This window comes from Gordonia sp. BP-119, from assembly GCF_016924115.1.
GTDB classification, from domain to species: Bacteria; Actinomycetota; Actinomycetes; order Mycobacteriales; family Mycobacteriaceae; genus Gordonia; species Gordonia hongkongensis.
The window spans coordinates 12,328-27,261 of record NZ_JAFFZF010000008.1 but is presented as its reverse complement, the minus strand read 5'-3'; the positions used below and the strand labels follow the sequence as shown (position 1 = coordinate 27,261).

At 68.7% G+C, this 14,934-nt stretch carries 15 protein-coding genes; 6 read left to right on the top strand and 9 right to left on the bottom strand.

Translation table 11 applies throughout. The annotated features are described in order from the left end of the window. The first annotated feature begins 41 nt into the window (after nucleotides 1-41). The 3 genes from JW364_RS06910 (at nucleotide 42) to JW364_RS06900 (ending at nucleotide 3,586) form a co-directional block, all read left to right on the top strand. The gene (locus JW364_RS06910; protein WP_205333350.1) at nucleotides 42-647 is read left to right on the top strand and encodes a TetR/AcrR family transcriptional regulator; all 606 of its coding nucleotides are present in this window, start codon (nucleotides 42-44) and stop codon (nucleotides 645-647) included. A gap of 183 nt (nucleotides 648-830) precedes the next feature. Continuing rightward, nucleotides 831-1,649 carry a DUF1353 domain-containing protein gene (locus tag JW364_RS06905; RefSeq protein ID WP_205333349.1) on the top strand — a complete coding sequence of 273 codons (819 nt, stop codon included), beginning with the start codon at nucleotides 831-833 and terminating at the stop codon, nucleotides 1,647-1,649. Nucleotides 1,650-1,750: 101 nt separating this feature from the next. Further along, a complete protein-coding gene (locus JW364_RS06900; RefSeq protein WP_205333348.1) occupies nucleotides 1,751-3,586 on the top strand; it encodes a DUF222 domain-containing protein in 1,836 nt (611 codons plus the stop codon). A gap of 81 nt (nucleotides 3,587-3,667) precedes the next feature. Here JW364_RS06900 and lon read toward each other — a convergent pair whose 3' ends face one another. Both lon and JW364_RS06890 read right to left on the bottom strand, forming a co-directional pair. Beyond that, nucleotides 3,668-6,010 (bottom strand): endopeptidase La, encoded by a 2,343-nt coding sequence (gene lon / locus JW364_RS06895; protein WP_205333400.1) that lies wholly within the window; start codon nucleotides 6,008-6,010, stop codon nucleotides 3,668-3,670. A gap of 496 nt (nucleotides 6,011-6,506) precedes the next feature. Further along, nucleotides 6,507-6,689, bottom strand: coding sequence for a hypothetical protein (locus tag JW364_RS06890; protein WP_078113994.1), 183 nt, complete (start codon nucleotides 6,687-6,689; stop codon nucleotides 6,507-6,509). Between the two features lie 196 nt (nucleotides 6,690-6,885). On the opposite strand from JW364_RS06890, the gene JW364_RS06885 reads away from it, so the two are divergent. Then, complete coding sequence (locus JW364_RS06885) at nucleotides 6,886-7,305, top strand: MauE/DoxX family redox-associated membrane protein (RefSeq protein ID WP_058249658.1); 420 nt, start codon at nucleotides 6,886-6,888, stop codon at nucleotides 7,303-7,305. Here JW364_RS06885 and JW364_RS06880 read toward each other — a convergent pair. From JW364_RS06880 to JW364_RS06870, 3 genes are read right to left on the bottom strand one after another with little or no spacing between them, the layout of a single operon-like run. Beyond that, entirely contained in the window at nucleotides 7,302-8,774 is a 1,473-nt protein-coding gene (locus tag JW364_RS06880) for a DHA2 family efflux MFS transporter permease subunit (RefSeq protein ID WP_205333347.1), read from the bottom strand. The two genes, JW364_RS06885 and JW364_RS06880, sit on opposite strands and share 4 nt — an antisense overlap. After that, a complete protein-coding gene (locus tag JW364_RS06875) occupies nucleotides 8,771-9,289 on the bottom strand; it encodes an alpha/beta hydrolase (RefSeq protein WP_205333346.1) in 519 nt (172 codons plus the stop codon). Before JW364_RS06875 ends, JW364_RS06880 begins: the two co-directional genes overlap by 4 nt. Continuing rightward, a complete protein-coding gene (locus JW364_RS06870) occupies nucleotides 9,286-9,873 on the bottom strand; it encodes a TetR/AcrR family transcriptional regulator (protein WP_307814758.1) in 588 nt (195 codons plus the stop codon). Before JW364_RS06870 ends, JW364_RS06875 begins: the two co-directional genes overlap by 4 nt. Before the next feature lie 98 nt (nucleotides 9,874-9,971). Between JW364_RS06870 and JW364_RS06865 the strand changes: the two genes are divergently transcribed. Further along, nucleotides 9,972-10,877 (top strand): chlorophyllase, encoded by a 906-nt coding sequence (locus JW364_RS06865; RefSeq protein WP_205333345.1) that lies wholly within the window; start codon nucleotides 9,972-9,974, stop codon nucleotides 10,875-10,877. A 27-nt stretch (nucleotides 10,878-10,904) separates the two neighbouring features. On the opposite strand, the gene JW364_RS06860 is transcribed toward JW364_RS06865, so the two are convergent. Both JW364_RS06860 and JW364_RS06855 read right to left on the bottom strand, forming a co-directional pair. Then, on the bottom strand, nucleotides 10,905-11,306 hold the full coding sequence (locus tag JW364_RS06860) for an SRPBCC family protein (RefSeq protein ID WP_205333344.1): 402 nt from the start codon (nucleotides 11,304-11,306) through the stop codon (nucleotides 10,905-10,907). A gap of 61 nt (nucleotides 11,307-11,367) precedes the next feature. After that, nucleotides 11,368-12,093 (bottom strand): GAF and ANTAR domain-containing protein, encoded by a 726-nt coding sequence (locus JW364_RS06855; RefSeq protein WP_205333343.1) that lies wholly within the window; start codon nucleotides 12,091-12,093, stop codon nucleotides 11,368-11,370. A 173-nt stretch (nucleotides 12,094-12,266) separates the two neighbouring features. Between JW364_RS06855 and JW364_RS06850 the strand changes: the two genes are divergently transcribed. Beyond that, entirely contained in the window at nucleotides 12,267-12,989 is a 723-nt protein-coding gene (locus tag JW364_RS06850; protein ID WP_205333398.1) for a cutinase family protein, read from the top strand. Between the two features lie 7 nt (nucleotides 12,990-12,996). On the opposite strand, the gene JW364_RS06845 is transcribed toward JW364_RS06850, so the two are convergent. Together JW364_RS06845 and JW364_RS06840 are read right to left on the bottom strand one after the other, a co-directional pair. Continuing rightward, complete coding sequence (locus tag JW364_RS06845; protein ID WP_065632445.1) at nucleotides 12,997-13,278, bottom strand: hypothetical protein; 282 nt, start codon at nucleotides 13,276-13,278, stop codon at nucleotides 12,997-12,999. A 162-nt stretch (nucleotides 13,279-13,440) separates the two neighbouring features. Then, complete coding sequence (locus JW364_RS06840; RefSeq protein ID WP_205333342.1) at nucleotides 13,441-14,829, bottom strand: cytochrome P450; 1,389 nt, start codon at nucleotides 14,827-14,829, stop codon at nucleotides 13,441-13,443. Nucleotides 14,830-14,934: the final 105 nt, after the last annotated feature.

Here is a 14,934-nt window from a genome sequence, read left to right as displayed (position 1 = left end):
ACCAGTCTGTCTACGGCGTCTCGTGGTCTACCCTTGGCGCTGTGAGCAACCCCGCACAGGCGAGCACCAGCCGCGCGACCTCTGCTGCCGGGCCCGGCAGCCCGGCCGATCGACTGCTCGCCACCGCCACCGAACTGTTTGCCGCACAGGGCATACGGTCGGTCGGCATCGACCTGATCCTGCGCGAGTCCGGCGTTGCCAAGGCGAGTCTGTACAACGCCTACGGCTCGAAGGACGGGTTGGTCGTGGCCTACCTCGAGCGTTTGGATCAGGCTGATCAAAACCGGTGGTTCGAGGCGACGAAGGCCGTCTCCGATCCGCGCGAGCGGATCCTGGCCTTCTTCGACCTCGCCATCGCCGGGGCCCCGACCCGCAACTTCCGCGGCTGTCAGTACGCCAACGCCGCGACCGAGTTCCCCGACACCGACCTGCCTCCCATCACGGCGCACCGCGCGTGGCTCCTCGACACCCTCGGCGACAACCTGCGCGCACTCGGAGTCCCGGAGCCCGATGTGACCGCGCGACAGATCCAGGTGGTCTACGACGGTGCGCTCTCGGGGTCGAAGATGGCTCGCTCCACCGCCCCCATCGAGACGGGCCGGCTACTGGTCGAGGCACTCCTCGACCGTCACCCGCCGGTTGCGTAGCGCCACCCCCGCTGGTTGAGCAGGCGACGAGCGCAGCCGCCGGGCCGAGCAAGCGACGAAGGAGCGCGTCGAGGTCGAGGAGCCGTGTCGAAGCCACCTCGCAACACGCCGCGCTGTTGGTTACCCACTCGTCCCGGTCGCACCCGGCTACCGTCAGTTCATCCCCTCGACGCGGAGGTGGCGATGAACGAGACCACACCGAGCGATCCGCGATGGGTGCCGTGGCGGGTCGCGCCGACGTCGGGCTTCGAGGTCGACGACCCGACCGGGCGTGGCGAGGTCGAGATCGCGCAGATCGACGAGCGACAGTTTCTCGTGCGCAACGCCTTTCGGTTCTCCGATCCCGCGGTCGAGGAGTACCTGGTAACACAACTGGTCGAGCGAGGACAGACGGAAGCCGATGCGCGGGGCGCCGTCGACGCGGCCCGCGCGTTTGTGCCCGGCGACGACAACCCCACCGACCTCGCCTCGATCCCCCGGTTCCTGCGCTGGTTCGAGAACCCTTACGGCAGACACTCACTCGCGGCGCTCATCCACGACGAGCTCATCACGGGCACCGTCAACTCCGGCGCGCTCGGGAGTGACACCCTGTCCGACCGGTTCTTCCGCGAGATGATGCGGGCGTCCGGCGTCCCCTGGCTCAAGCGGTGGATCATGTGGTCGGCCGTGGCACTTCGCACGCGATGGGTCGCCGGCGGATGGCGACGTCTCAGTGTGGTCGCGTGGCTGGTGCTGAGCCTCGTCGGCATCTGCGCGGCGGTCGGTTCGGGCGGGGCGTTGCTGTTCGATTGGTCGTGGCCGACATCATCGCCGGCGGTCTCTCTCCTGCTTTCCCTGCTGATGATTTTCGTCGCCGCGCCGCTGTGGGGGCGCCAGTGGGCGGCGAGTCTCGTTGCGGCCGTGGCCGCCTTGTGGGTCCTGCCCGCCGCGATCGTGGCCTACTTCGCCTATGCGCTGTATCTGTTGTCGGAGAGGATCGCTCGCACCGTCGGGCTCACGTAGCGGCTCGGCCGAGCATTCTTGTCGGTGGTCGGGTCTATCTTGGATGTATCAGTTGGACCGGTCAACCAGGCCGGGCGGCAACGACTTCGGGGGGAGTCACTGTGGGGGCATGGACGGATCTGCCGGGCGAGTTCCTCGCCGGGGTCGATCCTGCCCGCCCGGCCGAAGCCGACACCGCCACCCATATGCAGCGCCTGGGGTCGATCCGCGCGGGCGAATCGTATCTGGCGTGGTGCCGCTACCAGACGATCCTGGTGCTCTGCGACCGGCTGTTGACCACTGTCGGCAACAGTTACGTCTCCGACGGTTTCGGTGACATCGTCGCCCGGGTCTCGCGCGAGGCCGGGATCACCCGCTACCGGGCGGGGATGCTGGTCGACGAGGCGCTGTGTCTGCGTGACCGACTGCCGCGGGTGTTGGAGACGTTGCGCGACGGCATCATCGGGCCGCACCAGATCCGGGAGATCATCGGACGCACCCACTTGGTGTCCGATGATCACCTTCTCGACCCCGACGACCCCGACAGCCGCCGGATCATCGAGGTGCTCGACGAATCGATCGCCGACCTGCTGCGCTCTCGGTCCGGGTCGTGGTCGACGTCAGGTTTGCGCGACATGATCGACCGCCTGGTCTTCGGCCACGACGCCGACGCCGTCCGGGAACGGCGCCGCGAAGCGCTCGACAAACGAGGGGTGTGGACCGAGAACCACGGTGACGGGACCGGTGAGATCACCGCGGTCATGGCTGCCGAGAACATCCGGGCTTGCGACGCCTCGGTACGGGAGTTGGCCGCATCCGTGTGCGACCGGGATGGGCGCACCCTCGGGGAACGGAAGTCCGACGCCATGTGCGCGTTGCTCACCCGAACAGCGTTCACGTGTGCGTGCGGTCAGTCCGACTGCACCGCAACACCTGTCGATCCTGGAGGTTCGGCGGCGGGTACCGAGATCGTGATTCACGTGGTGACCGACGCCGACACCCTGGCCGGCGGGTCCGGACCCGGCTGGGTCGACGGGCATGGGGTGATCTGCGATGACCATGTGCGTGACCTCGCCGCCCGGCCCGACGCGACCATCAGACCGGTCACCCCGGTCCGCACACCACCGTCGCATGTCGTCGCCGGAGGCCCAGCCGTGACCGGCGATGGCGGATACGACGACACCACTACGCAGGCGTCGAACATCGCCGCGCCACAGCAGGATACGGCGGGCAGCGACACCGACACCGACACCAACGCCGATGCCGGCGGCGCGGGCTACGCGTCGACGCCCCCGACTTCGGCCACACCGTCGGCGGAGCCACCATCGACGGAGCCGGTGTCGTCGGAGGTCGTGGTGGTCTACCCGGCTGCCCTGCCTGGTGACCCGTATCGGCCGACAAATGCGTGCGCGGAGTTCGTGCGGGTGCGCGACGGCTACTGCACCGAGCCGGGTTGCACGCGTTCGGCATTCACCGCCGATGTCGATCACGTCGCCGAGTACGACCACGCCCGACCCGCCCGCGGGGGTGCAACCTCGAGTGAGAACCTCAACGCCAAATGCCGTCCCGGTCATCTCCACAAGACCCACAGTGGCTGGACCGATGTGCAGTACCGCGACGACGAGGGCCGTCTGGTCACCGAATACGTGACGCCGGAAGGGTTCGTCATCCCCGGCGAGGCCGAAACCCTCGAAGACCTCTTCCCCAACCTGCGTCGCATCCGGTTCGAACAAGCCGCGAAAGCTCCACCCAGTCCGCGGATCATCGTGCCCGAACGGCAAGGCAGACAACAACAAGGCCGACCACCGCGCACGATCACCGAACGCACCGCCGCCAAACACGCGAAGCGGCGAGAAGAACGCGCCCGCAACAAGGCACAACGCGAGGCGGATCGACTCGCCCGAGCCGAGGCCGCCAGCCATCAACCCGGCACGCCCGACGACCCGCCACCCTTCTGACAGACGCCAACACCCCGGCGGAACGTAATCGTCCACGAACCACCGGGGTGTTGGGCTGGGCCTGGGCTACAGCGCGCGGAATCAGGCCGCGGTCACCTGCGCGTCGTCGGCGACTTCCAGCGCCTGCGCGACGATCTCGGCGACATCGGTCATCGGCCGCACGTCGAGGGTGTCGAGCACCTCGGCCGGCACGTCGTCGAGGTCGGGCTCGTTGCGCTGCGGGATGAAGATGGTCTTCAGCCCGTTGCGTTGTGCGGCAAGCAGTTTCTGCTTGACCCCACCGATCGGCAGGACCCGCCCGTTGAGCGTGACCTCGCCGGTCATCCCGACATCGCTGCGCACCTGACGTCCCGTCGCCATCGACACCAGCGCGGTGACCATGGTGACGCCGGCGCTCGGACCGTCCTTCGGCACGGCTCCGGCCGGAACATGCACGTGGATGGTCTTGTCGAGCGCTTTCGGGTCGACGCCGAGCTGCTCGGCGTGCGCCCGCACGTACGACAGTGCGATCTGCGCCGACTCCTTCATCACGTCGCCGAGCTGGCCGGTCAACTTCAGCCCCGGCTCACCCTCGGTGGCGTTCACCTCGATGAACAGGACGTCGCCGCCCATGCCCGTGACCGCGAGACCGGTTGCGACACCGGGGACCGCCGTCCGTTCCGCCGATTCCGGCGTGAAGCGCGGACGCCCCAGGTAGTCGCGCAGATCGGGCTCGTCGATGATGACGGGCGCCGTCGCGGTTCCCCCGTCTCCCGATTCGACCGCGAGGTTGGTCGCGGCCTTACGAAGCGCCTTCGCCAGCAGCCGTTCGAACTGCCGCACACCGGGTTCGCGGGTGTAGTTGGCCGCGATCTCCCGCAGCGCCGCATCGGTGACGGTCACCTCGTCGGGTGTCAGCGCCGCCCGCTCGGCCTGCCGGGGCAGCAGGTAATCGCGGGCGATGGCGACCTTGTCGTCCTCGGTGTACCCGTCGAGCGTGACCAGCTCCATACGGTCGAGCAGGGCCGACGGGATGTTCTCGATGACGTTGGCGGTCGCGAGGAACAGCACATCGGACAGGTCGAGATCGAGATCGAGGTAGTGATCGCGGAAGGTGTGGTTTTGCGCGGGGTCGAGGACCTCGAGCAGCGCGGCGGCCGGGTCGCCCCGGTAGTCCGAGCCCACCTTGTCGATCTCGTCCAGCAGCACAACGGGATTCATCGATCCCGCCTCACCGATCGCCCGTACGATCCGGCCGGGCAGGGCGCCGACGTAGGTACGCCGGTGGCCGCGGATCTCCGACTCGTCGCGCACACCGCCGAGGGCGACGCGCACGAACTTGCGGCCCAGCGCCCGGGCGACGCTCTCACCGAGCGATGTCTTGCCGACACCGGGAGGACCGGCGAGCACCATCACGGCGCCCGACCCGCGTCCGCCGACGACCTGCAGGCCGCGTTCGGCGCGTCGGGCACGCACCGCGAGGTATTCGACGATGCGGTCCTTCACGTCGTCGAGGCCGTGGTGGTCGGCGTCGAGGATTTCGCGCGCGCCCTTGACGTCCGTGGAGTCCTCGGTGCGGGTGTTCCACGGCAGGTCGAGGACGGTGTCGAGCCAGGTGCGGATCCATCCGGTCTCCGGCGACTGGTCGCTGGCGCGTTCGAGCTTGCCCACCTCACGGAGCGCGGCCTCGCGCACCTTCTCGGGCAGGTCGGCTTCCTCGACGCGGCCGCGGTAGTCGTCGGCGCCCTCGGGCTCGTCCTCGCCGAGCTCCTTGCGGATGGCGGCGAGCTGCTGGCGTAGCAGGAATTCCTTCTGCTGCTTGTCCATGCCCGCACGGACGTCCTCGGCGATCTTCTCGGTCACCTCGGACTCGGCCAGGTGATCGCCCGTCCACTCGATGAGCAGCCGCAACCGCGCCGCGGTCACCGGCGTCTCGAGCAGCTCACGCTTCTGCTCGTCGGACAGCCACGACGCGTAGCCCGAGGTGTCGGCGAGATCCGCCGGATCGGACATCTTGTTGACGGCGTCGATGAGCTGCCATGCCTCGCGGCGCTGCAGCATCGCCAGCACGAGCTTCTTGTACTCACCGGCGAGTTCACGGTCTTCGTCGGTGGCGTCAACCTCGTCGACCTCGGTCACCTCGACCCACAGCGCCGCACCGTGACCGGGTGTCCCGGTCCCGATCTGCGCGCGCTGCTCACCCTTGACGACGGCTGCCATCCCGCCGCCCGGGATGCGGCCGACCTGCACGATCGACGCGATGACACCGTAGGTGGGATACCGATCGTCCAGACGTGGGGCGACCAGCAGTTTCCCGGTCTCGCTCGCCCGGGCGGCGTCGACCGTGGCCTGCGCGGCATCGTCGAGCGGAATGGGCACGACCATGCCGGGCAGGACGACGACGTCGGGAACGAAGAGAACCGGCAGTGAATATGTCTGCGACATGAAACCTCCAGAGTTAAGTCTGACCGACTCAACCCAGGTGGCAGGAATCTTGTTCCCGGGCGATTTATGCCAGGAGCGAACGGGGGGTGCGGCCGCCCAGGTGAAGCCGTCCGGATCGGTCAGCTCGCCGGCGTCGCCGCCGATCACGAGCCGGTGGGAACCCGAACCGTCCGGGTGGACACCCGCATCCTTGGCCGCGGCCTTGCGGCCGTAGAGTGCCAGCTTGATCGAGTTCGGGTCACTCTCGAACTCGACATACTTCCGGCCGAAGCTCTTGGCCACGGTGAATCCGCGGCTCAGATAGAACCCCGTGGTCGCCGCGACGTCGTCGACGCCGAGCAGCAGGACCAGATCGTCGACCTCCCGCTCCGGCGCGCCGGTCGGCTTCTTCGACGAACTGGCGACCTTCCAGATCGCGCCGTCGGGCGCCTGGACGACGCCGCCGTACCCCCAGAAGGACTTTCTCTTCTTCTCGATTCCTGACCGGTCGCGAACCTCAGGTGAGGTCGACCGCGGCGCGGGTGGCGAGGACGACGATCTGGGCGATCACCAGAACCGCGACCGCGACGAAGAACGCCGCGGTGGTCACGACGACACCGGCCGCCCCGCGCAGCGCACCCGGCACAGCCTGCAGCCAGGACACGGAGAGTCGGTGTGCGGGTGCGACATCGGGGGTCATGGGCGGTCCTCTGCATACAACGAGCGACCACACCGTTGTGGTCGCAGTCACAACACTCAATCACAAGTAAGTACTTCTGTGCCAGAAATCGACCTCAAGACTCATCCCGACCCGAACTCTCCGGCGCTGACCGTCCGAAACCCCGCCCGCCACGAAGTGCGGTAGAACCGAACCGACACCCACCCGAGGAGCCCGCATGTCGATCGTCACGCCGACCACCACTCGTCAGCCGCTGGGCCGGGCCATCGCCCGGATCGCCCTGGGAGCGGTGCTGGTGATCGCCGGTGTCGGCCACCTCACCGCTCAGCGCGAAGAGTTCCAGGCACAGGTCCCCGACTGGGTGCCGTTCAGCAAGGACTTCGTGGTGCTGGCATCCGGCGGCGTCGAGATCGCGCTGGGCGCCGCGCTCATCGCGCTGCCCCGCCACCGCAAGGTGGTGTCGTGGATCGTGGCCGCGTTCTTCGTGGTCATCTTCCCCGGCAACATCAACCAGTACGTCGAGCACATCGACGCCTTCGGCCTCGACACCGACGAGAAGCGGCTCACGCGACTGTTCTTCCAGCCCGTCCTGGTGCTCTGGGCCATCGCGGCCGGCACGGGCGAACGCCGGGCCTAACCTGCCCGGGTCGCCGCATCCTGGCAGGCGGTGTCCACACCCGCACGGACCTGCGGCCGCACATCAGTGCTCGAGCGGATCGTGCACGCCGCCACCAGCCCGCCGACCGCGCAGCATCCCGCGCAGATGTACATGGCCGTCCGGAAGCCGTCGCCGAGCGGATCGCCGGGGCCCGCATCGATCCCCGCCACGGCGGGCAGCACCGCCACCGCGAGCAAACCCGCGAGCCGCGCCACCGCGTTGTTCACGCCCGACGCGGTGCCGGCGAGCGCGTCGTCGACGGCGGCGAGCGCCGCTGAGGTGAGCGGCGCGACCGTCACCGTCATGCCGAGGCCGAACAGCAGCACCCCGGGCAGCACGGAGTCGACATAGCCCGAGCCCGGCTCGACCCGGGACATCAGCGCGAAACCACCGGCCGCGATGAGCGGGCCGACCGTCATCGGCAGCCGTGGCCAGGTGCGCTGCGCCAGCTTGCCGACCACGGGCGACCCGAACAGCATGATGAACGTGCTCGGGAACATCGCCGCGCCGGCCTCGAACGCCGAGTAACCGAGGCTCTGCTGCAACTGCAGGGCCAGCAGGAACAACGCACCGCCCAGTGCCGCATAGACCAGCAGCGTCGTCAGATTGGCGCCGGTGAACTGCGACGACCGGAACAGCCCGAGCGGCAGCAGCGGCGCCGACACCCGCGACTCGATCACCACGAAACCCGCGAGCGACACCACACCGACGATCCCGGCGGCGACCGTTACCCCGCTCCACCCGTTCGACGGCCCTTCGATCAGGGCGTAGATGACGCCCGCGAGCCCGACGGTCATCGCCAGGGCACCCGCCACGTCCAGACGGGCGTTCGACGGCGCGCCTCGCGATTCGGGCACGTGCCGGATCGCGATCCACAACGCTCCCAGCGCGAGCGGCACACTGAGCAGGAACGTCCACCGCCACGACGCCGCGTCGACGAGCCAGCCACCGAGGAACGGGCCCAGAGCCGTGGTCGCGCCGGACATCCCGGCCCACAGACCGACCGCCGCACCGCGGTCCGACGGACGGATCTCGGCGTTGATCAACGCCAGGCTGCCCGGCACGACCGCGGCGGCGGCGATCCCCTGCACGATCCGTGCGGCGACGAGGAGTTCGACGGTCGGCGCCAGCCCGCACGCGACCGTGGCCACCGCGAACACGGCGAGACCTCCGGCGAAGACGAGCCGACGCCCATACCGGTCGCCGGCGACACCACCGATCAACAACAACGCGCTCAGCGTGAGCAGATACCCGTCGAGTACCCACTGCTGACCGCGTAGACCGGTATCGAGGTCGCGCGCGATGGCCGGCAGTGCGACGTTGACGACGGTGCCGTCGATGAAGGCGACACCCGAACCGAGGACCGCGGCGACGATCAGCCACCGCCCCGCCGCCGACGCGGCCGGCACTCCACGGGCGTCGGTGTCGGCCGCGCTGTTCTCGCTCATCGGTTCTCGGCGGTGATGAGCTCGGCGGCGACGACGTCGGCGAGCCCGTCGAACTGGTGACCGCCCACCGGATGACGATGCAGCGGCGCCGACGTAAGGAACGCCGCGTTCAGGTCCAGGTGCTCGACGGGCACCACGTCGTCGTCGACGCAGTGGTGGACCGAAGGGAGCAGAGAGCCGGTACCGGGGAACACGTACTGCGGAACATCCCAACCGTCCGGTCCCCAGTTCGGCATCGCAAGAAGCACAGCACTTCTCGAGGCGACATCGGCGTCGGCGAAGACATGCATCAGCACCGTCGCCCCGAACGAGTGCGCGACGACGTGATCGTCGGCGTCCAGCCCCTCGAGACGCTCCCGGATCGGTCGGGCCCACGCCTCGATCGACATGTCGTCGTCGGAGAACCGAGGCATGTCCAGCGTCGCGTCGAGTGCCGCGGCCAGCGCCCCGGCGAGCGGGCCGTCGTCGGCGTATCCGCCCGCGCCGTGGATGAAGAACAGCCGACGCTGCGTCATGCGTACTCACTCCCTGCCGACGATGCACCGGAGCCGATCAGCAACAGACCGACCATCGTCCTGGCGTCGGCGTCGGTGTACCCGGGTCCGATGATGCACAGGTTGCCGATCGCCCGTAGGAAGGTCAGCGCGCAGATGTCCCGGCTGACCTCTCCCGTGGCCTGCGCCGGTTCGAGGAGCGAGGCGAACGCCGGCACGAGGGTGTCGAAGATGAGCGCGTGCAGATCGACGAGGCTCGGGTCGTCGGAGCTGAGCGCGTCACTCAAGCCGTGTTTGGTGACGAGGAAGTCGGTGAACGCCGACGTCCACCGGCACAGCGCGGCACGCGGCGGGACCTGTTCGGCCAGAAGCTGTTCCGCCAGTGCCGCACATTCGTCGACCTGGTGCCGGTAGACCGCGGTGACCAGTTCCGCCCGGGTCGGGAAATGCCGGTACACGGTGCCGACGCCCACCCCGGCACGCGTGGCGATGTCCCGCACCGGGGCCTGCACGCCCGCATCGACGAAGGCCGCGGCCGCCGCCTCCAGAAGTGCCGTACGGCTCCGTTCGGCCTGCATCTGACGTGCTGTTTTTCCTGCGGACACCGTCCACCCCTTGCTCGCGGAACACTGTTCCGCTAGTTAGGCGGAACATCGTTCCGTCCAGGCTATCGCGCACCCGCCCCATCCCGAAGGGAAATCTCATGTCCACGGAAGTGCTCGTTCGTCAGATCGTCTCCGTCAAGCCCATCGTCGTCCCCACCTCGGACCGTCCGTTCCCGTTGACGGTGAGGGTCACCGCACCGGCCACCGGGGATCGGCTCCCGGTCCTTGTGTTCTCCCACGGCAACGCCTGGTCGATGGACGGTTACGCACCACTCGTCGATCGTTGGGCCGCATCAGGTTTCGCCGTCATACAGCCGACCCACCTCGATTCCCGGCGTCACGGGATCGGATTCGACGACCCGCGATTCGCGTCCATCTGGCGCACGCGGGTGCAGGACGCGCACGCGGTGATCGACCATCTCGACGAGATCCTGATCGCGGCCGGCGGGGACCTGCGCCGGCGCGTCGACATCGGCCTGCTCGCCGCGGCCGGCCACTCATGGGGCGGTCAGACCGTCGGCACTCTCCTCGGCGCGCGTGTGATCGGGCCGGACGGGGTCGTCGGCCCGGATCTCGCACACCCCGCCGTGCGAGCGGGCGCACTGATGGCGACGGCCGGGACGGGCGACAGCCTGAGCGAGTACGCGCGCGAACACCTGCCGTTCATGCGGCCGGACTTCTCGACGATGTCCACCCCGGCGCTCGTCGTCGCCGGCGGCAAGGACGACTCGGCACTGTCGACACGTGGCCCGGAGTGGCTGACCGATGCCTTCCACCTCTCCCCCGGCGCGACGGACCTGATGTGGATTCCGGACGGCGAACACACTCTCGGCGGTATTGCCGGTGAGGCGGTCCGGGAAACCACCGATGAGAACCCGACCCGGGTCGCGCTGGTGGCCGACGCCGTCGCCGCCTACCTACTCGACGCGCTCGGCTTCAGTTCGGCCGCGTGGGAAGCTCTGCGGCACTCGGACTCCGTCGACTTCACGGTGCACCGGAAGTGACGCCGGCCGGGTCGTCCCGGTTCGACACTAGGCCGGGCCGGCCGTCTCCAGCAGCGATTTCAGTTGTGCGAGATCCTTTTCCACCATCTGGGTGTCGCGGTCGAACTCGTCGTCGGACATGGCCAGCTGCCGGATCGTGAAGACGACTTCGGCACCTTCTGGATGTGCCAGCACCCGAAGCGGATTGAGCACGGTGTCCCCGGTGGGAAGCACCACCTCGTGGTCGACGACGCCGAGGGTGTTCCGCGGGACGAACCGGACGGTCACGGTGCCCATCGGCGACTCCACGAGCAACTCGTCACCCCGCCGGACCACCTCCGACTTCGCCAGCCCCGCGGCCCAGCGCGGCAGATTGTCGGGCTCGGCCGCGAAGTCGTAGACCTTCGCGGGTTCGGCGTTGATGACCACACTGACGTGCCGGCTGCGCATGTGGCCAACGTAGTCGTGACAGCATGCTGCCGCCTACCGATCCCGACGCCGACCTGCCCGGTCAGGAGAGCGACTCCGCGCCCCCGTCGGTGGGCTCGGCCAGTTCCCTCTCGATGAGCTGTTCGGCGACCTTGGCCAGCGGCGTGTTGGTGTCCTGGGACAGGCGTCGGAGCAGAGCGAAGGCGGCGACCGCATCGATGCGGAAGCGGTACATGATCATGCCCTTGGCCTGACCGATGATGTCCCGGCTGGCCAGCGCACTGCGGAAGTGTTGTTGCTGCCGCGCGGCACGCAACGCCAGGGCGGCGTGGGTCGCGAACAACAGGCCGACTTCCAAGGATTCGTCGCCGAAGGCGTCGGGCGTATCGGCGAACACGTTGAGCGCGCCGATGGTCCCCTTGTCGGTGAACAGCTTGAACGACAGGCTGGACCGCAGCGGACTCTCGTCGAGGATGCGAGCGGAGAAGGCGGGGAATCGCTCGTCGCGGGCGATGTCGTTCACGAGCACGGTGTGGTGGTCCCAGGCCGCCTGCAGGCACGGGCCCTCGCCCGTTTCCTTCTGGATCCGGTCCGCCAGGTTCATCAGCGGGTCGGTGGGCGCGAGCGTGTCGAAGTTGTTCTTCTGATCGACCACGAGAACGCCGGCGTACTGCGCACCGGGGACATACTCGACGGCGCCTGCGGTGACCGAGGGCAGCACCTCGGCCGACGTGTCCTCCGTGGACTCGGGAACGGCATGCATCTGCCGCGCCAGCTCGGCGATCTTGAAATGGACGTCTGTTGCCACCGGCACTCAACCTCGATTCGATGCGCCGGATCAGCCCGGCGAACCCCGTGATTCTACAAACCTCTCATACGTTCAACCCGGTTGTTCGTGCCGAACCGACTCTCGGATGGCCCTGGATCGGCTCAATCTTTGGGACGATCAGGCCCTTATCCCCGCGCGACGTGATCTCTACCATTGGCCTGGTGATCAAACGGTTCAGTGTCTCCGTCCTTTGTGTCATCGCGGCGATCACGGGGGCGGTGGCCGTCGGCACGCCCACGGCGCAGGCGGCACCATCGTGCTCCGACGTCGAGGTCGTGTTCGCGCGCGGCACCGTGGAGACCTCTCCGCCGCTGGGTCTCACCGGCGTCTCCTTCGTCGAAGCCGTCCGCTCGCAGCTGCCCGGCAAGTCCGTCACCAGCTACGGCGTTCCCTACCCTGCCAGCGACCAGTTCAACAACCGTTTGAAGTTCGCGCGCACGGTGGCCGACGGCGTCCGCACCACCCAGAACCGCATCAAGTACCTGGCCGCGAAGTGCCCGGACACCAAGGTCGTCCTCGGCGGCTACTCCCAGGGCGCCGTCGTCGCCGGCTACGCCGTCCATGCCGGGCTGGACCTGCCCGCCCGGTACGCCGCGTACGACCGGTTCGTGCCGCCGCCGCTGCCGGCGAACATGGCGCGCAACGTCGCCGCGATCGTGCTCTACGGCGCGCCGTCGGATCGCTTCATCGACGACATCGGCGCTCCCCCGGTCAAGGTGGCAGCGCCGTACCGCAGCCGCACCGTTCGCTACTGCATCCCCGGCGACACCATCTGCGACGGCGCGCCGGTCGGCGGCCCGAATGCCCTGCACGTGCTCTACTCGGTCAACGGTATGACGCTCGAGGGCGCCCGGTACGCGGCCCGGCGGGTCTGAGCTCGGTTCAGAAGTCCGGCGCAGGCACGACTTTCGCGAAGGTCCTGCTGGCGTCGGACTTCTCCGCTTCGTAGACGAGAGCCAGTTCGGCGCGCTCGAAGTTCTGGAACCACTCGTCCCAGGTGATGTGCTCGAGGTCGCCGTCGACCGCACCGTCGAAGTCGATGCGGAGCATTCCTGTTCCGCCGACGCTCCGGATGTCGCGAACGCGGGCGGGCACACCCCGGTGGGTGGTCGCCCACTCTCGGATCTCGTCGTGATCGCGCGTCGTCCTGCAGTGAGACCCCATCGGTCGTCTCCTATCGTGCCGCACCGAAACCCACCATTGGGCATCGCGGTCCGTGGACCGCCCTGTCCTTGTCTCGGCGTCCGGGCGTCCGACGTCAACCGCTGATCGGTGCGCTGTTCATACCCAGGACAGGCTCTCGTCAACCCTGCGTGACCCGGGATGTCAGGGCGCGGCTCGGAGCGAGACGGTGAGATCGAAATGGTCGAAGGCGCGTGGCATCTCGACGTCGCCGCCGCGCACACGTGGCGCGAGCACGTTGTCGTCGAGTTCGTGATCCCGGCAGATCGCCGCCAGCACCGCCGTGCTGAACATCAGGACCACGTTGCGTCCCGGGCATTCGCCCGGGCCGTCGCTGAAGGGGACGACACCGGCGAGTCTCTGCGCTCGACCGTCGGTCCAGGCCTCGGGGGTGAAACGCTGGGCGAAGTCCATCGCGTCGTCGTCGCGCTGGAAGAACTCCGCGATCACGATCGTGGTCGCACCCTCGGAGACCGCGCCGCCGTCCCACGGGATATCCCTGCTCGCCTGGCGCAGGATGGCGAGGGTCGTCGGCCACAAGCGAAGCGATTCCAAAACGGTCGCACGGAGTGTCGGCAGCAGGCGCGCCTCGCCGGGATCCCCGTCGGCGATCTCGCTCCGCGCCGCCGCAGCGGTCGCGGGGTGGGCGGCCAACAGCGCGAGCGATCGGTGGACGGCCACCGCGACCGCGTCGAATGCGAACAGCCAGTGCGGGATCTGGCCGGTCGGGTCCAGCGAGCCCGGACTGTCCAGTGCGTCCCTCGTGACCCCGGCGAGCGAGTCGTCGGGCGCGGAGGCCACCAGGTGGTCGAGACGCCGCCGGAAGTTGTTGTAGGTGGTGGACCGGTACGGGAAGACCGGGCCCCAGTTGGCATCCCGACGCAGCGCAGTCAGCAGGTCGGTCACCTTCTCGTCGTCGCGGGCCGCGTCACCGAAGACGAAACGGCGCACCATGCGCCAGTGCGCGACGGCGTATGCATCCCAGGTCAGACGGCCGTCGGTGAGGGTGGGGAGCAGCTCCGCGATCTCGGATTCAACGATCTGTCCGCATCGTCGGTGCAGGGAGTGCACGTCGGAGGAGGTCTGCAGCGCCAGTTCGTTCAGTTCACGACGGGCCCGGCGATGCCGGTTGTCCGAGATCAACACGCCCGTCGGCTGGAAGCGCGACAGCGCCGCGACCTTCTCCTTGGACGCCGGGGTGAACGGGTCGGGCGTGCCGTCGAGGGTCGCGGTCACCGCCGGAGGCCGCAACGCGAGCACCATCGAACGCGGGAAGGTGAGGGCCAGCGCGTCGGCGTCGTCGTATCTGGACCGCAGACCGTTCAGCACCCGCGCCGCCCGACCGTGGGTGTCCAATCGCCCACCGAGGCGGACCATCGACTTGCGCCGCGCCACAACACCTTCGGCGATCACCGGGGCGAGCACACCGGCCAGGATGCGGCCGGTGTCGAGGAGTCCTGCTCGCGCCAGCCGCGGCGTCGTGGTCGCCTGGCCTGCGCTTTCCTGCACGCCATCATCGGGTCCCCGTGACATCTACGACGGCTCTCCTCACCACAGCGGATTCACGCCGGGCGGACCGCGCCGTCGGCTGCCCCCGGTCTACCCGTCGACCGTGCTGACCAAACCGTCGTCTGTGCG

Excerpts from the sequence above, each read along its gene's own strand:
- JW364_RS06905 (WP_205333349.1), top strand. The coding sequence starts at position 831 with ATGAACGAGACCACACCGAGCGATCCGCGATGGGTGCCGTGGCGGGTC.
- lon (WP_205333400.1), bottom strand. The coding sequence starts at position 6,010 with ATGTCGCAGACATATTCACTGCCGGTTCTCTTCGTTCCCGACGTCGTC.
- JW364_RS06890 (WP_078113994.1), bottom strand. The coding sequence starts at position 6,689 with ATGACCCCCGATGTCGCACCCGCACACCGACTCTCCGTGTCCTGGCTG.
- JW364_RS06885 (WP_058249658.1), top strand. The coding sequence starts at position 6,886 with ATGTCGATCGTCACGCCGACCACCACTCGTCAGCCGCTGGGCCGGGCC.
- JW364_RS06880 (WP_205333347.1), bottom strand. The coding sequence starts at position 8,774 with ATGAGCGAGAACAGCGCGGCCGACACCGACGCCCGTGGAGTGCCGGCC.
- JW364_RS06875 (WP_205333346.1), bottom strand. The coding sequence starts at position 9,289 with ATGACGCAGCGTCGGCTGTTCTTCATCCACGGCGCGGGCGGATACGCC.
- JW364_RS06865 (WP_205333345.1), top strand. The coding sequence starts at position 9,972 with ATGTCCACGGAAGTGCTCGTTCGTCAGATCGTCTCCGTCAAGCCCATC.
- JW364_RS06860 (WP_205333344.1), bottom strand. The coding sequence starts at position 11,306 with ATGCGCAGCCGGCACGTCAGTGTGGTCATCAACGCCGAACCCGCGAAG.
- JW364_RS06845 (WP_065632445.1), bottom strand. The coding sequence starts at position 13,278 with ATGGGGTCTCACTGCAGGACGACGCGCGATCACGACGAGATCCGAGAG.
- JW364_RS06840 (WP_205333342.1), bottom strand. The coding sequence starts at position 14,829 with ATGTCACGGGGACCCGATGATGGCGTGCAGGAAAGCGCAGGCCAGGCG.